Source organism: Colwellia psychrerythraea 34H (assembly GCF_000012325.1).
In the GTDB taxonomy this organism is placed as follows: Bacteria; Pseudomonadota; Gammaproteobacteria; order Enterobacterales; family Alteromonadaceae; genus Colwellia; species Colwellia psychrerythraea_A.
Window position 1 is genome coordinate 2,649,275 of sequence record NC_003910.7, and the last position, 14,815, is coordinate 2,664,089.

Below are 14,815 nucleotides of genomic sequence, written 5' to 3' on the forward strand. Positions count from 1 at the left end.
AAGCCTTGGTTTTTGCTCCTTTGTTGCTCCTTTGTTGCTTCTTTTTTATTGCTTAGGGTAATTGCACTGGGGTAGTGTAAACCCAATCTCTTCCTTTTACGGGGGTATGGCAAGCGATACACGATTGATTTAAATCGTTGTCATCACCATAAGGTTTTTGTTCTTTTCCTAACCAACGTGCCCATCCCCAACCTGTGCCGTTCGCTTTAAATTTATTACTATCTTTATACATAAATTCAGCATGAATAAACTCTTCTGGGGCAATTGCTGTAGGCCAGTTCTTTTCAGTCGTTTGTTTCCAAACCAACTTTCCTAATATCGTACCATCTGGCCATGGGTTGGTTTGATTTGAGCGTGATGCTTTGATGGCAATATCATTACCTAAAATAATTCTCATACTCTTGTTGTCTGTTCGATGGGAAGCTGAAATTACGCGCCAGTCTTTATATTTCTCGGGTAAGGTTAAACCTTCTAAGTTTGGTTTTACCAGGACTTTATTATCGGTAGCAAAGGTTATTGCAGGGAAAAGGGATAACGCAATAATAAGTAAATTTCTCGTTTTCATTCTAGTCGTTCCTTGAGTTAGTTATGGTGTTCATCTCAGTACCTTTAGTAGAACGATGATTAGTGATAATTATTTCATTTAACGTTATTTTTTGTTTGTCACTATTGTATTAATTATTTACTTTTTGACGTTTTATATTCACTTCACCAATCTGTTTATTTGGTAAGGTTAAGGTGTGTTGCTTTAACGCTGTTATTGCTTATGCCTTATATTTGACTGAACTTCTTTTAACTACAGCTTATTAAATTTCTTTCTTCCTTGAAGTAAATCATTAATAAAGTGCACTTTTTTGGTTTTTAAACACTTTCTATATTTTAATCATGAGATAAATAACGAGAATATTGCGTCAAATATCGAACTAATAACTATTGTTTTATCGTCGAGGTTAATTTCATTTTGATTATTTATGCTATTCATAATAAGCTGACTCTGCTTTGATATTTAGGCATGAGACTATGTTGTCTATTTGAATGTGGTCATTATCGAATAATACATCATTGTTTTGTTGTTATTAGCTCTTAAATGGAGGTGATTGTAATCAATAGTGCTCTCGCATAAAGCGCTTTGGTTGCAACTGAAGGTAAGACATAACAATTACGATTGGTTTTTCTCTGTTCATTATTATAACCAACTGTTTTAGCCACTTGAGGTGGTTTTTTATTATTTAACTTAAACCTAAATATAAATACGAATTTAAACTTAACTATGGAAAGAAACGTAATGAAATTAGAATCAATAGCGTTACACGAAGGCTATAAATCCGAAGATACAACGAAAGCGGCTGCAGTTCCTATTTACCAAACAACCTCTTATACCTTTGATGATACTCAGCACGGTGCCGATTTATTTGACCTGAAAGTGCAGGGTAATATTTACACACGTATTATGAACCCAACGACTGATGTGTTGGAAAAACGTATTGCGGCAATGGAAGGTGGCATAGGCTCAGTTTGTGTTGCTTCAGGTATGGCTGCAATTACTTATGCACTGCAGTGTATTTGTGAAACGGGCGATAATATTGTTAGCACCAGCGAGCTTTATGGTGGTACGTATAACCTATTTGCTCATGCATTACCTAAGCAAGGCATTGAATCTCGCATGGTTAAGCACGATGATTTTGAAGGATTTGAGCAGTCAATTGATGCAAAAACTAAAGCGATCTTTTGTGAGTCTATCGGAAACCCTGCCGGTAACGTAGTCGATATTTCGCGTTTAGCTGACATTGCTCATAAACATGGTGTGCCGTTAATCGTCGATAATACAGTGGCTACGCCTTACTTGTGTCGTCCGTTTGAGTTAGGTGCAGATATTGTTGTGCATTCACTCACTAAGTACATTGGTGGTCACGGTACTTCAATTGGTGGTGTTATCATTGATTCTGGTAAATTTGACTGGGTAGCCAATAAAGAACGTTTTCCAGTATTAAATGAACCAGATCCTGCTTATCACGGTGTGGTATACACAGAAGCCTTAGGTGCTGCTGCTTATATTGGTCGATGTCGTGTAGGTCCGTTAAGAAATACGGGCGCTGCAATATCACCAATGAATTCTTTTCAAATTCTACAAGGCCTTGAAACTCTCGGTTTACGTATGGATCGTCATTGTGAAAATGCTGAAAAACTGGCTGCCTATCTTCAACAGCATGATAAAGTTGAATGGGTTAACTATGCAGCATTACCTGACAGTCCTTATCGTGCAAACTGCGAAAAAATCACCTCTGGTAAAGCCTCTGGTATTTTAAGTTTTGGTATTACTGGCGGACTTGAGTCAGGCACTAAGTTTATTGATGCGCTGCAAATGATTTTACGTTTAGTTAATATTGGTGATGCAAAGTCGCTAGCATGTCATCCTGCCTCTACTACTCATAGACAATTAAATGAGAAAGAACTCGCTGCTGCAGGTGTAAGCTCCGATTTGATCAGAATATCTGTAGGTATCGAGCACATTGACGATATCATTGCTGATGTTAGCCAAGCGTTAGATAAAGTATAATAACGAGCAATAATGACGCGTTAACGCGCGTCTTTATTGTGCGTTTTACTCCTTTTTAATGATATTTAAAATCGACTTTATTAAATGAACCTTATAGACAGGTATTTCGTAACCTCACTCATTATTTGGGTCATTGCTACGATTGAATCTATTGGTGGCCTTGCGGGTTACTGGTCTATTACCGGCAATGCACGTTTCGTTATTTTGTTTATTGAATGTGCTGTTCTTGTCGCGCTTCTTGCTAATTGTTATGCCATAAAAAACTGGGTATATCGTCATTCCACAGAAACATCACATCGGGTTATCGCGTGGGTTGTTGTTATTGCTTTGGCCTTGTGCGTTTGTGGAGATGTGGTTAATTTTAATTTACCACTGACATACTATCGCTATGGCGGCATTGTAAAACATGATTATCTTGCCGACTCAGTCACTTTTTTTGCTCCAGGTTACGCTTTATTTCTAACGGTTGCCTGCTCGCTCGCTGTCGCCAATGGCTTCAAACCAAAATTGCTGATTATTTGGGGGCTTATCGCATCTTTAATAGGGGTGGTATCCTTTGTTTCTATGCATCTTTCAGGTACTGGAACACATGTTTCCATTGTAACGGGTAGTTATGCTGTGCTCATCACTCTTGTTGGTGTTAGCGGATTTATCTTGTTAACTGCGTATCATAATTCAGCAATAAAGCGTGTCGTTTGGCTTGTTGCCATTGGGCTTGTATTAGCTGCGGTTGCTGATGGCGTTATTGGTCAATTTTGGATCTACGGCAATGGCGGGGAAGGTTTCTTTCCTGTTGCGAAATACGTAAATTGGTCACTGTATATTGGTTCTCAGTGTTTGCTAATACATATAGCTCGTCTTGCGGTTTGGCATACAAAGGGCACTTATAATTCCGTTGCCTAACGGTGTTCATAATTCCAATGATTAAAACGTGATTGTGACGACCCAGATATAACTAATTACTACACTTGAATATTAATGTAGCCCTCAAAGATGAAATAGTTGTTAACTCTATGGTATCGTTGGTTACTTAAGCTATTGCTCTTACTTTGGTAAGCGTAAAGCGTCAACACCTAAAATGACAACGATAATGGGTGAGTTGTTATGGACTTAAATGTCATAACAAAATTTTTAGCCCATTCTTTGGGTGTTATAGATAGTACCGCTATTCGGTATATCTATATTTAACGAGGAGATAGACAATGTTTAGTCATGTAATGATTGGTGCAAACGATATACAAGAATCAAAGATTTTCTATGATGCCATTCTTGGTGAAATGGGCTACGAAGCCGGCGTAATTGATGATAAAGGTCGTTGTTTTTATTTTACCGACAGTGGTGTTTTTGCGCTGAGTAAACCTATAGATGGAAAACCAGCGTGTCATGGAAATGGTACGACTATTGGTTTTGCAGCTAAAACGCCTGCTATTGCTGACGCATGGCATGCTGCTGGTGTCGCTAATGGCGGAACTACCTGTGAAGATCTTCCGGGTGTGCGTGAAGGGGCAATTGGTAAGATTTACCTAGCGTATTTACGCGATCCTTCTGATAATAAAATTTGTGCGCTTCACCGTATCGGTTAACCGTCGACTCTTTGAATAACATAGTTGCGTTTCACGGTAATGAGTAAATATTTTTGTTAGCCGTGAACGTAAGCTATGGACAATACTCGATATTCAGATAAACCGTTAACTAGTCAGCCGTGTCGCTAATTGAACCCGAGACAAAACTTTAACAAGATTAGGTTTTATTCCTTTAGCACATCATCCCAATGATAATTGTACTTACTCATAGTCAAAGAGTGCGATATTATATGCGTATACGCAGCTTATCAGTTATACCATTTATATTAGTTTAGTGAACAAAATTCAATGAGGATAAATCTTCATGTTCAAGGCGTGTGATTGAGCAATAGCTGGCTATTGGGATTGAGTGCAACGCAGAAAGTATAGATGTAGACCATTTGAAGATGGGCAATTAATTAGTGTAATTGGTATTCGGTACTTATTACCCCTTCATAAGTAGGCTAATTGCCGACTTCTACCTAATTTAGCTAACACTATTTTACCCATTGACTTGGGTGATATTCGTTTGGAGTATTTCTTCGTGAAGAGTATTGATTTATTTGTAAAAAACTGGGGCACTAAACATACTATGATCCCGATTGAAAAGCATGATATTGACGCGCTTGAAACAGAGTTAACTGCTTTTTTACCCGATTCATATAAATATTTAATTTCCACTTATGGTTTGGTTCATACGCCCAACGTATTGACTAAAATCGTTGATTTAAATGTTGAAATATCCGATGTTCAAGACTTCTTGAGCCTAGATGATGTCGCTTCACTGTCTAAGTTATATGAAATGAGTGGCATGCCAAAAGGGCATATTTTATTTGCCTCTGACTGTAAGGGCAACATGTTTTGTTTCAAACTTGCCGAGTGTGAACATAAGCAAGTAGATGTTCCAGTATGGTTTTATAATCATGATCTGTGCACCATAGAAAAGGTTTCTGATTCTTTCAGCGATTGGTTAGAACAATTCAATAAGCTTGAAGAGTGCTAGTAATAAATACACTTCATAATATAGTGAGAGTCAGGTGAGTAACCCCAACATTGAAGCTGAGATAAGCTTCCGATTTCTGAGTTTAGATAAGTTTCAAGCGTATTCTTTAGTGCGAGAAATTTTAGGATCTACTCATGAAGCACACAGTGAAAACAAGAGTTATATCGCTTGTGTACCGTTAACACAGCAAAATTTTGAAGATATAAATGATTACTACGTGCGTCAAAGAATTGAGATAGAAGCCTGTGATATTTTGGTTTCAGTAAACGCTAATTCTACGTCGGGGATTGTTGATATTCCGGTAATAGTGAATCGTATGCTTAAGTATATTGACTGTAAGTTAACTTTTTCTTTTACTGCGACCTAAAAGTGCTATCACAACTCGTGAAATAGCTATATATACCCGTTACTATTCAAAGTGCAGGATTTCAGTGGGAATTAAAATGATTTTAGACAAGACAAATAATTTAAGCATAGTTATTCTATGGTTTGATTATTTAACGCAGCATAAAGTCATTTTAAACCCATCAAAGAAGCGCTTGAGTAATATCACTTCATCGTTACTGTGATTTATAAGGACGCTACATGGATGTAGCCTATTAGAGAATGCAGGATCATATTCTCCTGAATAACCATTATTTCACCACCGTGCCTTGAATTGAAATTGCTCAAGCACTCTGAAACTTGCATCTTGATTGGTAACGGGTATATAGCGTATGCTAGCCGCCATTAAAAATTTTGTTGTAATTTATGACCATTAACGTAAAAAACATTCCGGTTCCTGAAGTTACTTGTGCGAACTGTCAGGCATGTTGCTGTAGCTTAGAAGTGATGCTTCTAACCGACACAGGGGTCCCTGATCGACATGTTTATGTGGATGAATATGGCAAAGAAACTATGCTACGCTTTGACGATGGTTGGTGTTCAGCATTAGATCGCGATACGCTCATGTGTAGTATTTATGAGAACAGACCTTGGGTTTGTCGAATATTTGAAATGGGATCTTATGAGTGCATAGAAGAGCGAGAAGAAAAAATGTAGTGTCTTCTGCATTACTAGTTATAAAGTAGGGAGTTACCCTATAAATTTACATTCCAACATTGATGCTGTACACATTCATTTCCTTAATGACCCCATTAGTGTTTTCAATAAAAGTACGATCTGAGTAGTGCTTACCTTTTTACTCAGTTTTTTTCACGGTACAATAGTAAAAAACAAGTGGGTGAAACTCACTTGTCTGTTTTCTGGGTGCTTTTTGCATCGTCAGCTAATCCTATAAGAGCAAATGATTTCATGAATCCATATACAGATATTGCCAATTTAATTGCAAACCTAGAGTCAGAGATTAAAGCTCTTACACTAACAATAGATACCTTGAAGCAAGAACCACAAGGCTTTAATGAAGAAATAATCTTTAAATATATTGATACTGCAAGCACGGGTAAAACCAAAGACTATGTAAGATCATTAGGCGTAAAATCTGAGCGTGGTTCTCTGTTCTCATCAGGTGACGTTAGCAAATTAATTAAAAGTGGCGCTGAAGACATTTCTCCTGAGTTACTCGCTATAGCACGTGAAGTGGTTAAAATGAAAAAGATAAAACGCTAAGCACGATTAGTCTGCAAAACATCTATTTGAAATTTACCCTCTTACTTACATTACAGTAGGCTTTATTCTATGAAAAAACGTTTTACTTCAGTGGTATCAACGCTGATTCTTGCTTCATTAAGTTTTAATGTTGTACAAGCACATGCCAAATCAGATAACTTTTCAGCAGAACAGTTATCACACGTAATAGAAATAAAAAAACAAGCACTTGAGAGCGATCTCGCTTGGGACCTAGTTGAGTCTTTAACGACCGAAGTAGGGCCAAGAATGCCCGGCACACCGGGTGATGAAGCGGGTGTTGCATGGGCCGTTGCTAAGTTTAAAACTATGGGCTTTGACAAAGTATGGACCGAGCCTGCTACGTTTCCTAAATGGATCCGTTACTCTGAATCAGCCTCTGTTGTAAGTCCTGCGCCACAAGCGCTACATATAACCGCGCTAGGTAATAGTATTAGTACACCTAAAGAGGGTCTTGAAGCCCAAGTTATTGAATTTGAAAACTTAGCTGAATTAGAAAATGCTGCTGACAATGCTGCCAAAGGCAAAATCGTGTTTATAAACTACCATATGGATCGCGACCGAGATGGCAATGGTTACGGGCCAGCGGTCAAAGCACGTAGTCGTGGTGCTGTAGTTGCTGCACAAAAAGGTGCTGTGGGTTATGTGATGCGTTCAGTCAGTACGGCAACTCATCGTTTTGCTCATACTGGTGGTAGCCATTATAAAGAAGGCGTAACTAAAATTGTTTCTTCAGCTATTTCAAATGCAGATGCTGATCAATTACATCGCTTAGTTGCTTTAGGAAAACCCGTTACCATCAATATTAATGTGCAAGCAAAATCAATGGGTGAGGGGACTTCATACAATGTTATTGGTGAATTTACGGGTAGTGAATTTCCTAAAGAACATGTACTGATTGGTGGCCATTTAGATTCTTGGGATCTTGGTACTGGTGCATTAGATGATGGCGCAGGTATTGCTATAACAATGGCTGCGGCAAAATTTGCCACGTTAAAAGGCCAACCTAAACGTAGTATTCGTGTGGTATTATTTGCCGCAGAAGAATTTGGTTTATGGGGCGCTAAAGCTTATGCAAAAGCAAATGAAAAAACGCTTTCAAATATTGTAGCGGCGGCAGAATCTGATTTTGGCGCAGACAAAATTTGGGCATTTGAATCCAATGTTCATGCGAGTTCATTACCTTTGGTTAAAGAAATTGCTGCTATGCTTAAACCGTTGAATGTTGAGTATATTGCTAACAATGCGGCGCGTAACGGACCAGATCTTATTCCACTTAGACCGTTTAAGGTTCCTGCGTTTGCTTTGTCACAAGACGGTACCGATTATTTTGATTATCACCACACTGCAGATGATACATTAGATAAAGTTGATCCTATAAAGTTACGCCACAATGTTGCAAGCTATGCAATATTCGCCTACATGGCAGCTAATGCCAAAACGCGGATTATTGGTAAATAACAATAATACCAATTCCATTAAATTTATTCCCACCTCAGAGCTATGTCAGAAGAGTTATAACAAATAAAATTTGTGCCGGTATAGTCATTCTATATCTCACAAATTTGTGCAGTTATTGCTTTTCTGAAAAGCTCCCAAGGGCGAGTTTAAAAGGCTTACATACGGTGTTATTGATTTTGACAAGGGAATAACCATTCTTTTCAATCAATGCCTTGTCTCTAAGCCTTTTAATTCTCGCTGAGGGGAAATAACTTAATGGACTTGGTATAAGGTAAATACAAAGCATTCTAGTATGAATGCTTAAGTTACTTGAAAAAGCACTGGGCTATTACTCGGTGCTTTTTTATTTGCGTAATATAACGGTAAACTATCGAACTTGTTTTTAAGCCATGTTAACTTATATACCCGCTCCACTTGAAGATGCATCTTCAAGTGGAGCGGGTATAACTAAAAGCGTGTACTTCGAGGAATTTTCATTGGTTGTAGGTTATAAAATTAGTTCACAAATTAACGATATGGATTTATCCGTTATTCATAGTTACTTGTCTCAGTCTTACTGGGCCAAGAATATTCCAATAAATACCCTGGAAACCGCCATTCATAATTCTTTATGTTTTGGTGTTTTTACTGAGGATGGCAATCAAGTTGCTTTTGCTCGTATGATTACTGATACCGCGACATTTGCCTATTTAGCTGACGTTTTTGTACTTGAAGAACATCGGGGTAAAGGGATAAGTAAATGGTTAATGCAAAATATTATAGAACATCCAAAATTACAAGGTATTCGCCGAATGGCACTTGCTACGAGTGATGCCCATGGTTTATATCAGCAATTTGGCTTTACCTCACTTAGCTCTCCGGCGTCTTTTATGGAATTGCATCAACCCGATGTTTATAGCCGTTCTAGTTAAGTGTAAAGTTTATGGATTAATTGGAATGGATACTTAAAAATGCATTCCAAAAAATATTTTTGTCTATTTAACCTGACATTAAAGGTATAACTTGTCACGTGAGTAGGGTTTCACTTCATTTTATCTGTTATTCTACTCGCTTTTAAATCCCCGCTTAGGTTTTACTATTATATGAATCGTACACTTCTACCGACACTCGTTGGTGTTTTAACTAGTTTATTTGTCATTTGGTCGCTGCATACCTTTTTAGTGGTTGATGATTGCCTAGATCACGGCGGCTCTTTTGATTATTCCTCCGCTAAATGCCTACTTGAAGGTGGTGACGTTTATACCTCTAATTTAGAAACCTTTGCGCTTGTACTATATTTTGTTGTTGGTTTTGGTGTTTCGTTTTTAGTGTCTACGCTCATCAGAAAATTACTGAAGAATAAAGATTAGTAAACATATAGGGCTACTCTGTAAACTAACCTGAACTCTGGATAAGCAGCACTTGCTCAACATTCCTCTTCATCCAATTCTCAGCGTTAAAACGTCGATGAATAGCCAGCTATTCATAAACGTTTTGCCTTGATAATTGAATAAAATGAAACATTGATAAAGCTTATAACTACTTTAATTGTATTACTTTTTATACGTAACAATCTAAGTTGTTGATTTTACTTAAACATCAAGCACTCATTATCCAGAGTTCAGGTTAACTGAATAAAGACTCGCGAGTAAATAGTCTTTAAGAAGTAATACAGTAGTCACTAAGCTTTCTATAAACGACTGATTTTGTGGTCTTCAATAATAACATTTACGTTATTTACTGGCCCGAAACTCATGTTGAAACTTCATACAAGATATAATCTTCAAGCAAATAACATATTCAGATAAATCTAGACAATATTTTACAAAATATAAATGAGGGTAATCAGGTCTATTAAGCTAGACACATTTACTTATTTCTGGAATTTCCTTTGCTACGAAGTTTTGCAATTCAAGCTATTATCTTTTTAGTTGCCTTTCAACTGCTTTCTTTTTTACGAGAAACCAGTATGTTAGCAACCGATACGCCACTGACAGAAGTCGTTACCGCGACGCAGGGTTTAGACATAGATAAAGTCCCAACACTAATGGGTGATACGGTCTCATTAAACTCTCAAGGTAAAACTACAATATTGTACTTTTTTGCACCTTGGTGTCAGGTTTGTCATGCCAGTATCGGTAATTTACAAGCCTTATTTCAAAAAAATGAAAATATTGATGTAGTTGCCATAGCAATGGACTATACCGGTACGAAAGAAGTCATGGGTTTTACCAGCCAACATCAGTTAACCTTTCCTATTGCCTTGGGTAATGAAGCGATTAAGCATGCTTTTGAAATCAGTGGATATCCCAGTTATTACGTTTTAAATGAAGAAAATGTGATTATTGGTAAATCTATGGGATATTCTTCAGAGTTAGGGCTATATTTACGATCATTATAAAAAATATTTAATTAGATCTGTATAGTGATCTTCAAATTGTTTGTGTACACTGTCTTATTCAATTAGTCATTGGTTTTATACCAAACAATCTAAGAAATAATTATTATGCAAATTACTGACAATTTTGACAGCGGTAACATTCGCGTTATTGACGCATCTGATGCAAGCAATATTCAACTAGAAATAAAAAAAGACAATCAGTCTGATTTTTATCAATGGTTTCACTTTAAGTTGCAAACTGACCTAAGTGCTAATGGCGATCGTCTAGAGCACGTAATGCATTTAAATAATGCAGGTAAAGCGGCTTATGTTGAAGGTTGGGAAGATTACCAAGCAGTTGCTTCTTATGATCGTGAACATTGGTTCCGTGTACCTACCCAATACGATGGTGAAAAACTTACTATCACGTTAACACCTGAATATGACTCAGTATATTTTGCCTACTTTGCACCTTATAGCTATGAACGTCATCAAGACTTGATTCATAACGCGCAAATGCACCTTGATTGTCAATTACAAGTATTAGGTCAAACACTTGATGGCCGTGATATGACGTTGCTTAAAATCGGTGAAGAAGGCGAAGGTAAACGTAAAGTTTGGATCACTGCTCGCCAACATCCAGGTGAAACAATGGCAGAATGGTTTGTTGAAGGAATGTTAGACCGTTTACTTGATGAAGATGATGGCGTTGCCCGTGCTTTATTAAACAAAACAGTATTCTATATTGTTCCTAATATGAACCCAGATGGTAGTGCTCGTGGACATTTACGTACTAATGCTGTTGGCGCAAACTTAAATCGTGAGTGGTTAGAGCCTACGATGGAACGAAGCCCTGAAGTGTTTCTTGTTCGCGAAAAGATGCTAGCAACGGGTGTTGATATGTTCCTAGATGTTCATGGCGATGAAGCTTTACCAGTAAACTTTGTTGCCGGTTGTGAAGGTGTTGTTGCTTACGATGCTCGTCATAAAGCACTTGAAGATAAGTTTAAAGAAATAATGATCGCTATCACGCCTGAATTCCAAGATGATCGTGGTTATGACAAAGACGAGCCTGGTAAAGCAAATACTACTGTTGGTACTAACTGGGTTGGTAACCAATTCAAATGTTTAGCTTACACCATCGAAATGCCGTTCAAAGATAATGACTTACTTCCAGATTATAGTGTGGGTTGGTCTGATGAGCGTAGTAGCTTATTAGGCAGAGACTTCTTAACAGGTGTTTATCACATGGTAGATGATTTACGCTAGTTATTGAGCTTATAACTGTATAGGCCAATTAATATATTAAAAGCACTGATTTCCTTTGGTTAACTTTGTGCTTTTTCATTACTAATGAAGCTTGTACAGTTTTAAGCTAAACGCGAGTTAAAATAAAAAAACAATAAGAATAATAACAATCAACAGGAGTTAACTGTGCAAGAATTAGTCAATAGTATTAACGGTGTCATTTGGAGCCCAGCGCTTATTTACTTGTGTTTAGGAACGGGTTTATTTTTCACCATCCTAACGCGCTTCGTTCAATTACGTCACTTTAGAGAAATGTTTCGCTTATTACTTTCGGGTAAAAGTTCAGATCAAGGTATTTCATCTTTTCAAGCATTAGCTGTTTCGTTATCAGGTCGTGTAGGTACTGGTAATATTGCCGGTGTTGCTGCGGCAATCGGTTTTGGTGGTCCTGGTGCAGTTTTTTGGATGTGGATCGTAGCCTTTTTTGGCGCCGCAACCGCTTATATAGAATCAACCAACGCGCAAATATATAAAGAAGAAGAAGACGGTGTTTACCGTGGTGGCCCAGCTTACTACATTGAAAAAGCCATGGGACAGAAATGGTATGCCTGGATATTCGCTATTTCTACGATAGTAGCTTGTGGTGTGCTATTACCAGTAGTTCAGTCTAATGGTATTGGTGATGCATTGGTTAATGTTTTTGGTAACGGTGGTACAGTACCTTCATTTTTAGGTGATCTACCCTTAACTAAAGTCTATGCAGCAACGCTTATTGTTTTAATCTTAGGTTTCATCATCTTTGGTGGCGTAAAGCGTATCGCTAACTTCACTCAAATTGTTGTTCCTTTTATGGCGTTGGCTTATATCATTATTGCTTGCGTTATTATTGCTTTGCACATCGATATTTTACCTGATATTTTCATGTCAATCATCACTGATGCCTTTACGCCTATGGCTGGTTTTGGTGCTGCAATTGGTTGGGGTGTTAAACGTGGTGTTTATTCAAACGAAGCGGGTCAGGGTACAGGACCTCATGCAGCAGCTGCTGCAGAAGTTGAACATCCGGCACAGCAAGGTTTAGTTCAAGCATTCTCTGTTTATATTGATACCTTATTTGTTTGTTCAGCTACCGCGTTTATGATTTTAATTACTAAGTCTTACAATGTAATGCCTGAAGGAAGCAGTGTTTTCTTAGTGCAAAATCTTGCAGCAGATGTTGTGATCAGTGGTCCTGCATTTACGCAGATTGCAGTTGACAGTGTGCTAACAGGTTTTGGTAAACCGTTTATCGCTATTGCGTTATTCTTCTTTGCCTTTACTACGGTACTTGCTTACTACTTTATTGCAGAAAATAATGTTTCTTATATCAACCGAACCATTAAAGTTCCGGCATTACGATTTGTTTTAAAATTAGTTATGATGGCTGCAGTATTTTATGGAACAGTAGCACAACCAAGTGCAGCTTGGGGTATGGGCGATATTGGTGTTGGTTTGATGGCATGGCTTAATATTATCGGCATTATCATTATCTTCTTTATGGCAAAACCTGCAATAAAGGCATTAAAAGATTATGAAGCGCAACAAAAAGCAGGCGTAACAAAATTTACTTTTGACCCTAAGTCGTTAGGCATTGAAAATGCAGATTTCTGGGAAGAACGTTTTGCTAAGGAAAACCCTGAAGCAAACAAAGAAGCGAATAAAGACAATGCAAGTTAGTTAACGCATTGATTTGAAAAAAGCCGTTCATAATGAACGGCTTTTTTATTGGTTTTTTTTAAGGAAAAAGCTCACAAATACCAAGACATTTGTTACTAGTAATACTCTTGGTGTTTATTAGCTACTAGTATTAATAGACTAGGAACAGCTTGAGTAGCTTGATACTTGATTACGATATTCAAGGGGAGAAAGTTGGGTATGCTTTTTAAAAGCACGGGCAAATGTACTGGGTGAGCTGTAACCTAGTTGATAGGTGATTTCGGTGACTGAAACCCTCTTATTCGCTAGTTTTTCTTTAGCTAACATTAGGCGAACAGAGGTTAGCAAGGCTAAAAAAGATTGTTTTTCAACACTCAGTTTTCTTTGCAACGTCCGTTTACTCATATGTAGTTTATAGGCAATGACTTCTTCTGTTGGGCATCCTAAAGGTAATAAATCATTAATCATTTTAATAACTTTACTACTTGTTTCGCCATTATCCATTGAATCTAGGTGTTTATTAATAACCACTTCGTTCATTTCAACTAACTCTACATCATGTGTAGGTAGTGTCTCAGTGAGTAACGCTTTAGAAAAGGCGATGCCATTTACTGCTTGATTGCCATATACAGGGCATTGGAAATACTCTTCATAGACTTTGTTGTTTTCTTCGATAGCAAAAGTAAAATATACCCCAGTAGCGGGTATATTTTTACCTGCGGCTAATCGGAACATTTTTAAGAAAAACCCTATACCCAGTTCAATAGCGCAGGGGTGGACCTTAATTGTATTACTGGAAGTTAATCGACGCTGATATTGAATTAATGTTTCTTCACCATCTATGCCATCACGCTCTGTTAATTCAATCTGCATTTCGGTATTAATCAACTGACTACTGGCAATATAACGTTTTAATCCCTCTTCTAAATTCTCACTGGCAAGCCATGCCAACCCAATGCTTTTCAAGTAAACCGGTTGGAATAAAGAGGCTGCAACTAAACCAAGTTCATTATTATGGGTTGCTTCTACTGCCAGTTTCCATAACGTTGCCATGTTCTCCATAGGCACTCGAGTTTGAGCATCACTCGTAATATCAATGTTAGCCGCTGAGAAAATTGCCTCAGGAGCTACATCATAAATAGACAGTACTTGGCCGATGAGGCGAGGAATAGTGGACAGTGTCGTTTGGCTCATATGTTCTCTATGGGGTTACTCTCAGAGAGCAACACTAGGTCGTTGAAAATGTAGAAATTAATCTATTGTCCTATTTGGCACATTAAATGGCACAAGATGTTGAGCTAGAT

At 37.7% G+C, this 14,815-nt stretch carries 15 protein-coding genes; 13 read left to right on the forward strand and 2 right to left on the reverse strand.

Annotation, left to right across the window (positions count from 1 at the left end; translation table 11 throughout):
• Positions 1-52: 52 nt before the first annotated feature.
• Positions 53-565, reverse strand: a complete 513-nt coding sequence (locus CPS_RS11340; protein ID WP_011043353.1) for a cytochrome P460 family protein — start codon at positions 563-565, stop codon at positions 53-55.
• Between the two features lie 720 nt (positions 566-1,285).
• On the opposite strand from CPS_RS11340, the gene CPS_RS11345 reads away from it, so the two are divergent.
• From CPS_RS11345 to CPS_RS11405, 13 genes are all read left to right on the forward strand, one after another.
• Positions 1,286-2,557, forward strand: coding sequence for an O-acetylhomoserine aminocarboxypropyltransferase/cysteine synthase family protein (locus CPS_RS11345; RefSeq protein WP_011043355.1), 1,272 nt, complete (start codon positions 1,286-1,288; stop codon positions 2,555-2,557).
• Positions 2,558-2,641: 84 nt separating this feature from the next.
• Positions 2,642-3,460: a hypothetical protein gene (locus tag CPS_RS11350; protein ID WP_011043356.1), complete on the forward strand. Its 819-nt coding sequence runs from the start codon at positions 2,642-2,644 to the stop codon at positions 3,458-3,460.
• A gap of 299 nt (positions 3,461-3,759) precedes the next feature.
• Complete coding sequence (locus tag CPS_RS11355; RefSeq protein WP_011043357.1) at positions 3,760-4,140, forward strand: VOC family protein; 381 nt, start codon at positions 3,760-3,762, stop codon at positions 4,138-4,140.
• 523 nt (positions 4,141-4,663) lie between these two features.
• Positions 4,664-5,122, forward strand: a complete 459-nt coding sequence (locus CPS_RS11360; RefSeq protein WP_011043358.1) for an SMI1/KNR4 family protein — start codon at positions 4,664-4,666, stop codon at positions 5,120-5,122.
• Between the two features lie 34 nt (positions 5,123-5,156).
• Entirely contained in the window at positions 5,157-5,489 is a 333-nt protein-coding gene (locus tag CPS_RS22905) for a hypothetical protein (RefSeq protein WP_011043359.1), read from the forward strand.
• Positions 5,490-5,872: 383 nt separating this feature from the next.
• A complete protein-coding gene (locus CPS_RS11370) occupies positions 5,873-6,163 on the forward strand; it encodes a YkgJ family cysteine cluster protein (protein WP_011043361.1) in 291 nt (96 codons plus the stop codon).
• Positions 6,164-6,415: 252 nt separating this feature from the next.
• Positions 6,416-6,730, forward strand: coding sequence for a hypothetical protein (locus CPS_RS11375; RefSeq protein ID WP_041736943.1), 315 nt, complete (start codon positions 6,416-6,418; stop codon positions 6,728-6,730).
• A gap of 69 nt (positions 6,731-6,799) precedes the next feature.
• Entirely contained in the window at positions 6,800-8,209 is a 1,410-nt protein-coding gene (locus CPS_RS11380) for a M28 family peptidase (RefSeq protein WP_011043363.1), read from the forward strand.
• Between the two features lie 476 nt (positions 8,210-8,685).
• Entirely contained in the window at positions 8,686-9,120 is a 435-nt protein-coding gene (locus CPS_RS11385; protein ID WP_011043364.1) for a GNAT family N-acetyltransferase, read from the forward strand.
• Positions 9,121-9,291: 171 nt separating this feature from the next.
• A complete protein-coding gene (locus CPS_RS11390; protein WP_011043365.1) occupies positions 9,292-9,558 on the forward strand; it encodes a hypothetical protein in 267 nt (88 codons plus the stop codon).
• 521 nt (positions 9,559-10,079) lie between these two features.
• Positions 10,080-10,589 (forward strand): TlpA family protein disulfide reductase, encoded by a 510-nt coding sequence (locus tag CPS_RS11395; RefSeq protein WP_041736945.1) that lies wholly within the window; start codon positions 10,080-10,082, stop codon positions 10,587-10,589.
• 105 nt (positions 10,590-10,694) lie between these two features.
• Positions 10,695-11,837 carry a M14 family metallopeptidase gene (locus CPS_RS11400; protein ID WP_011043367.1) on the forward strand — a complete coding sequence of 381 codons (1,143 nt, stop codon included), beginning with the start codon at positions 10,695-10,697 and terminating at the stop codon, positions 11,835-11,837.
• Positions 11,838-12,002: 165 nt separating this feature from the next.
• On the forward strand, positions 12,003-13,532 hold the full coding sequence (locus tag CPS_RS11405) for an alanine/glycine:cation symporter family protein (protein WP_011043368.1): 1,530 nt from the start codon (positions 12,003-12,005) through the stop codon (positions 13,530-13,532).
• A 138-nt stretch (positions 13,533-13,670) separates the two neighbouring features.
• On the opposite strand, the gene CPS_RS11410 is transcribed toward CPS_RS11405, so the two are convergent.
• Complete coding sequence (locus CPS_RS11410; protein ID WP_011043369.1) at positions 13,671-14,705, reverse strand: AraC family transcriptional regulator; 1,035 nt, start codon at positions 14,703-14,705, stop codon at positions 13,671-13,673.
• Positions 14,706-14,815: the final 110 nt, after the last annotated feature.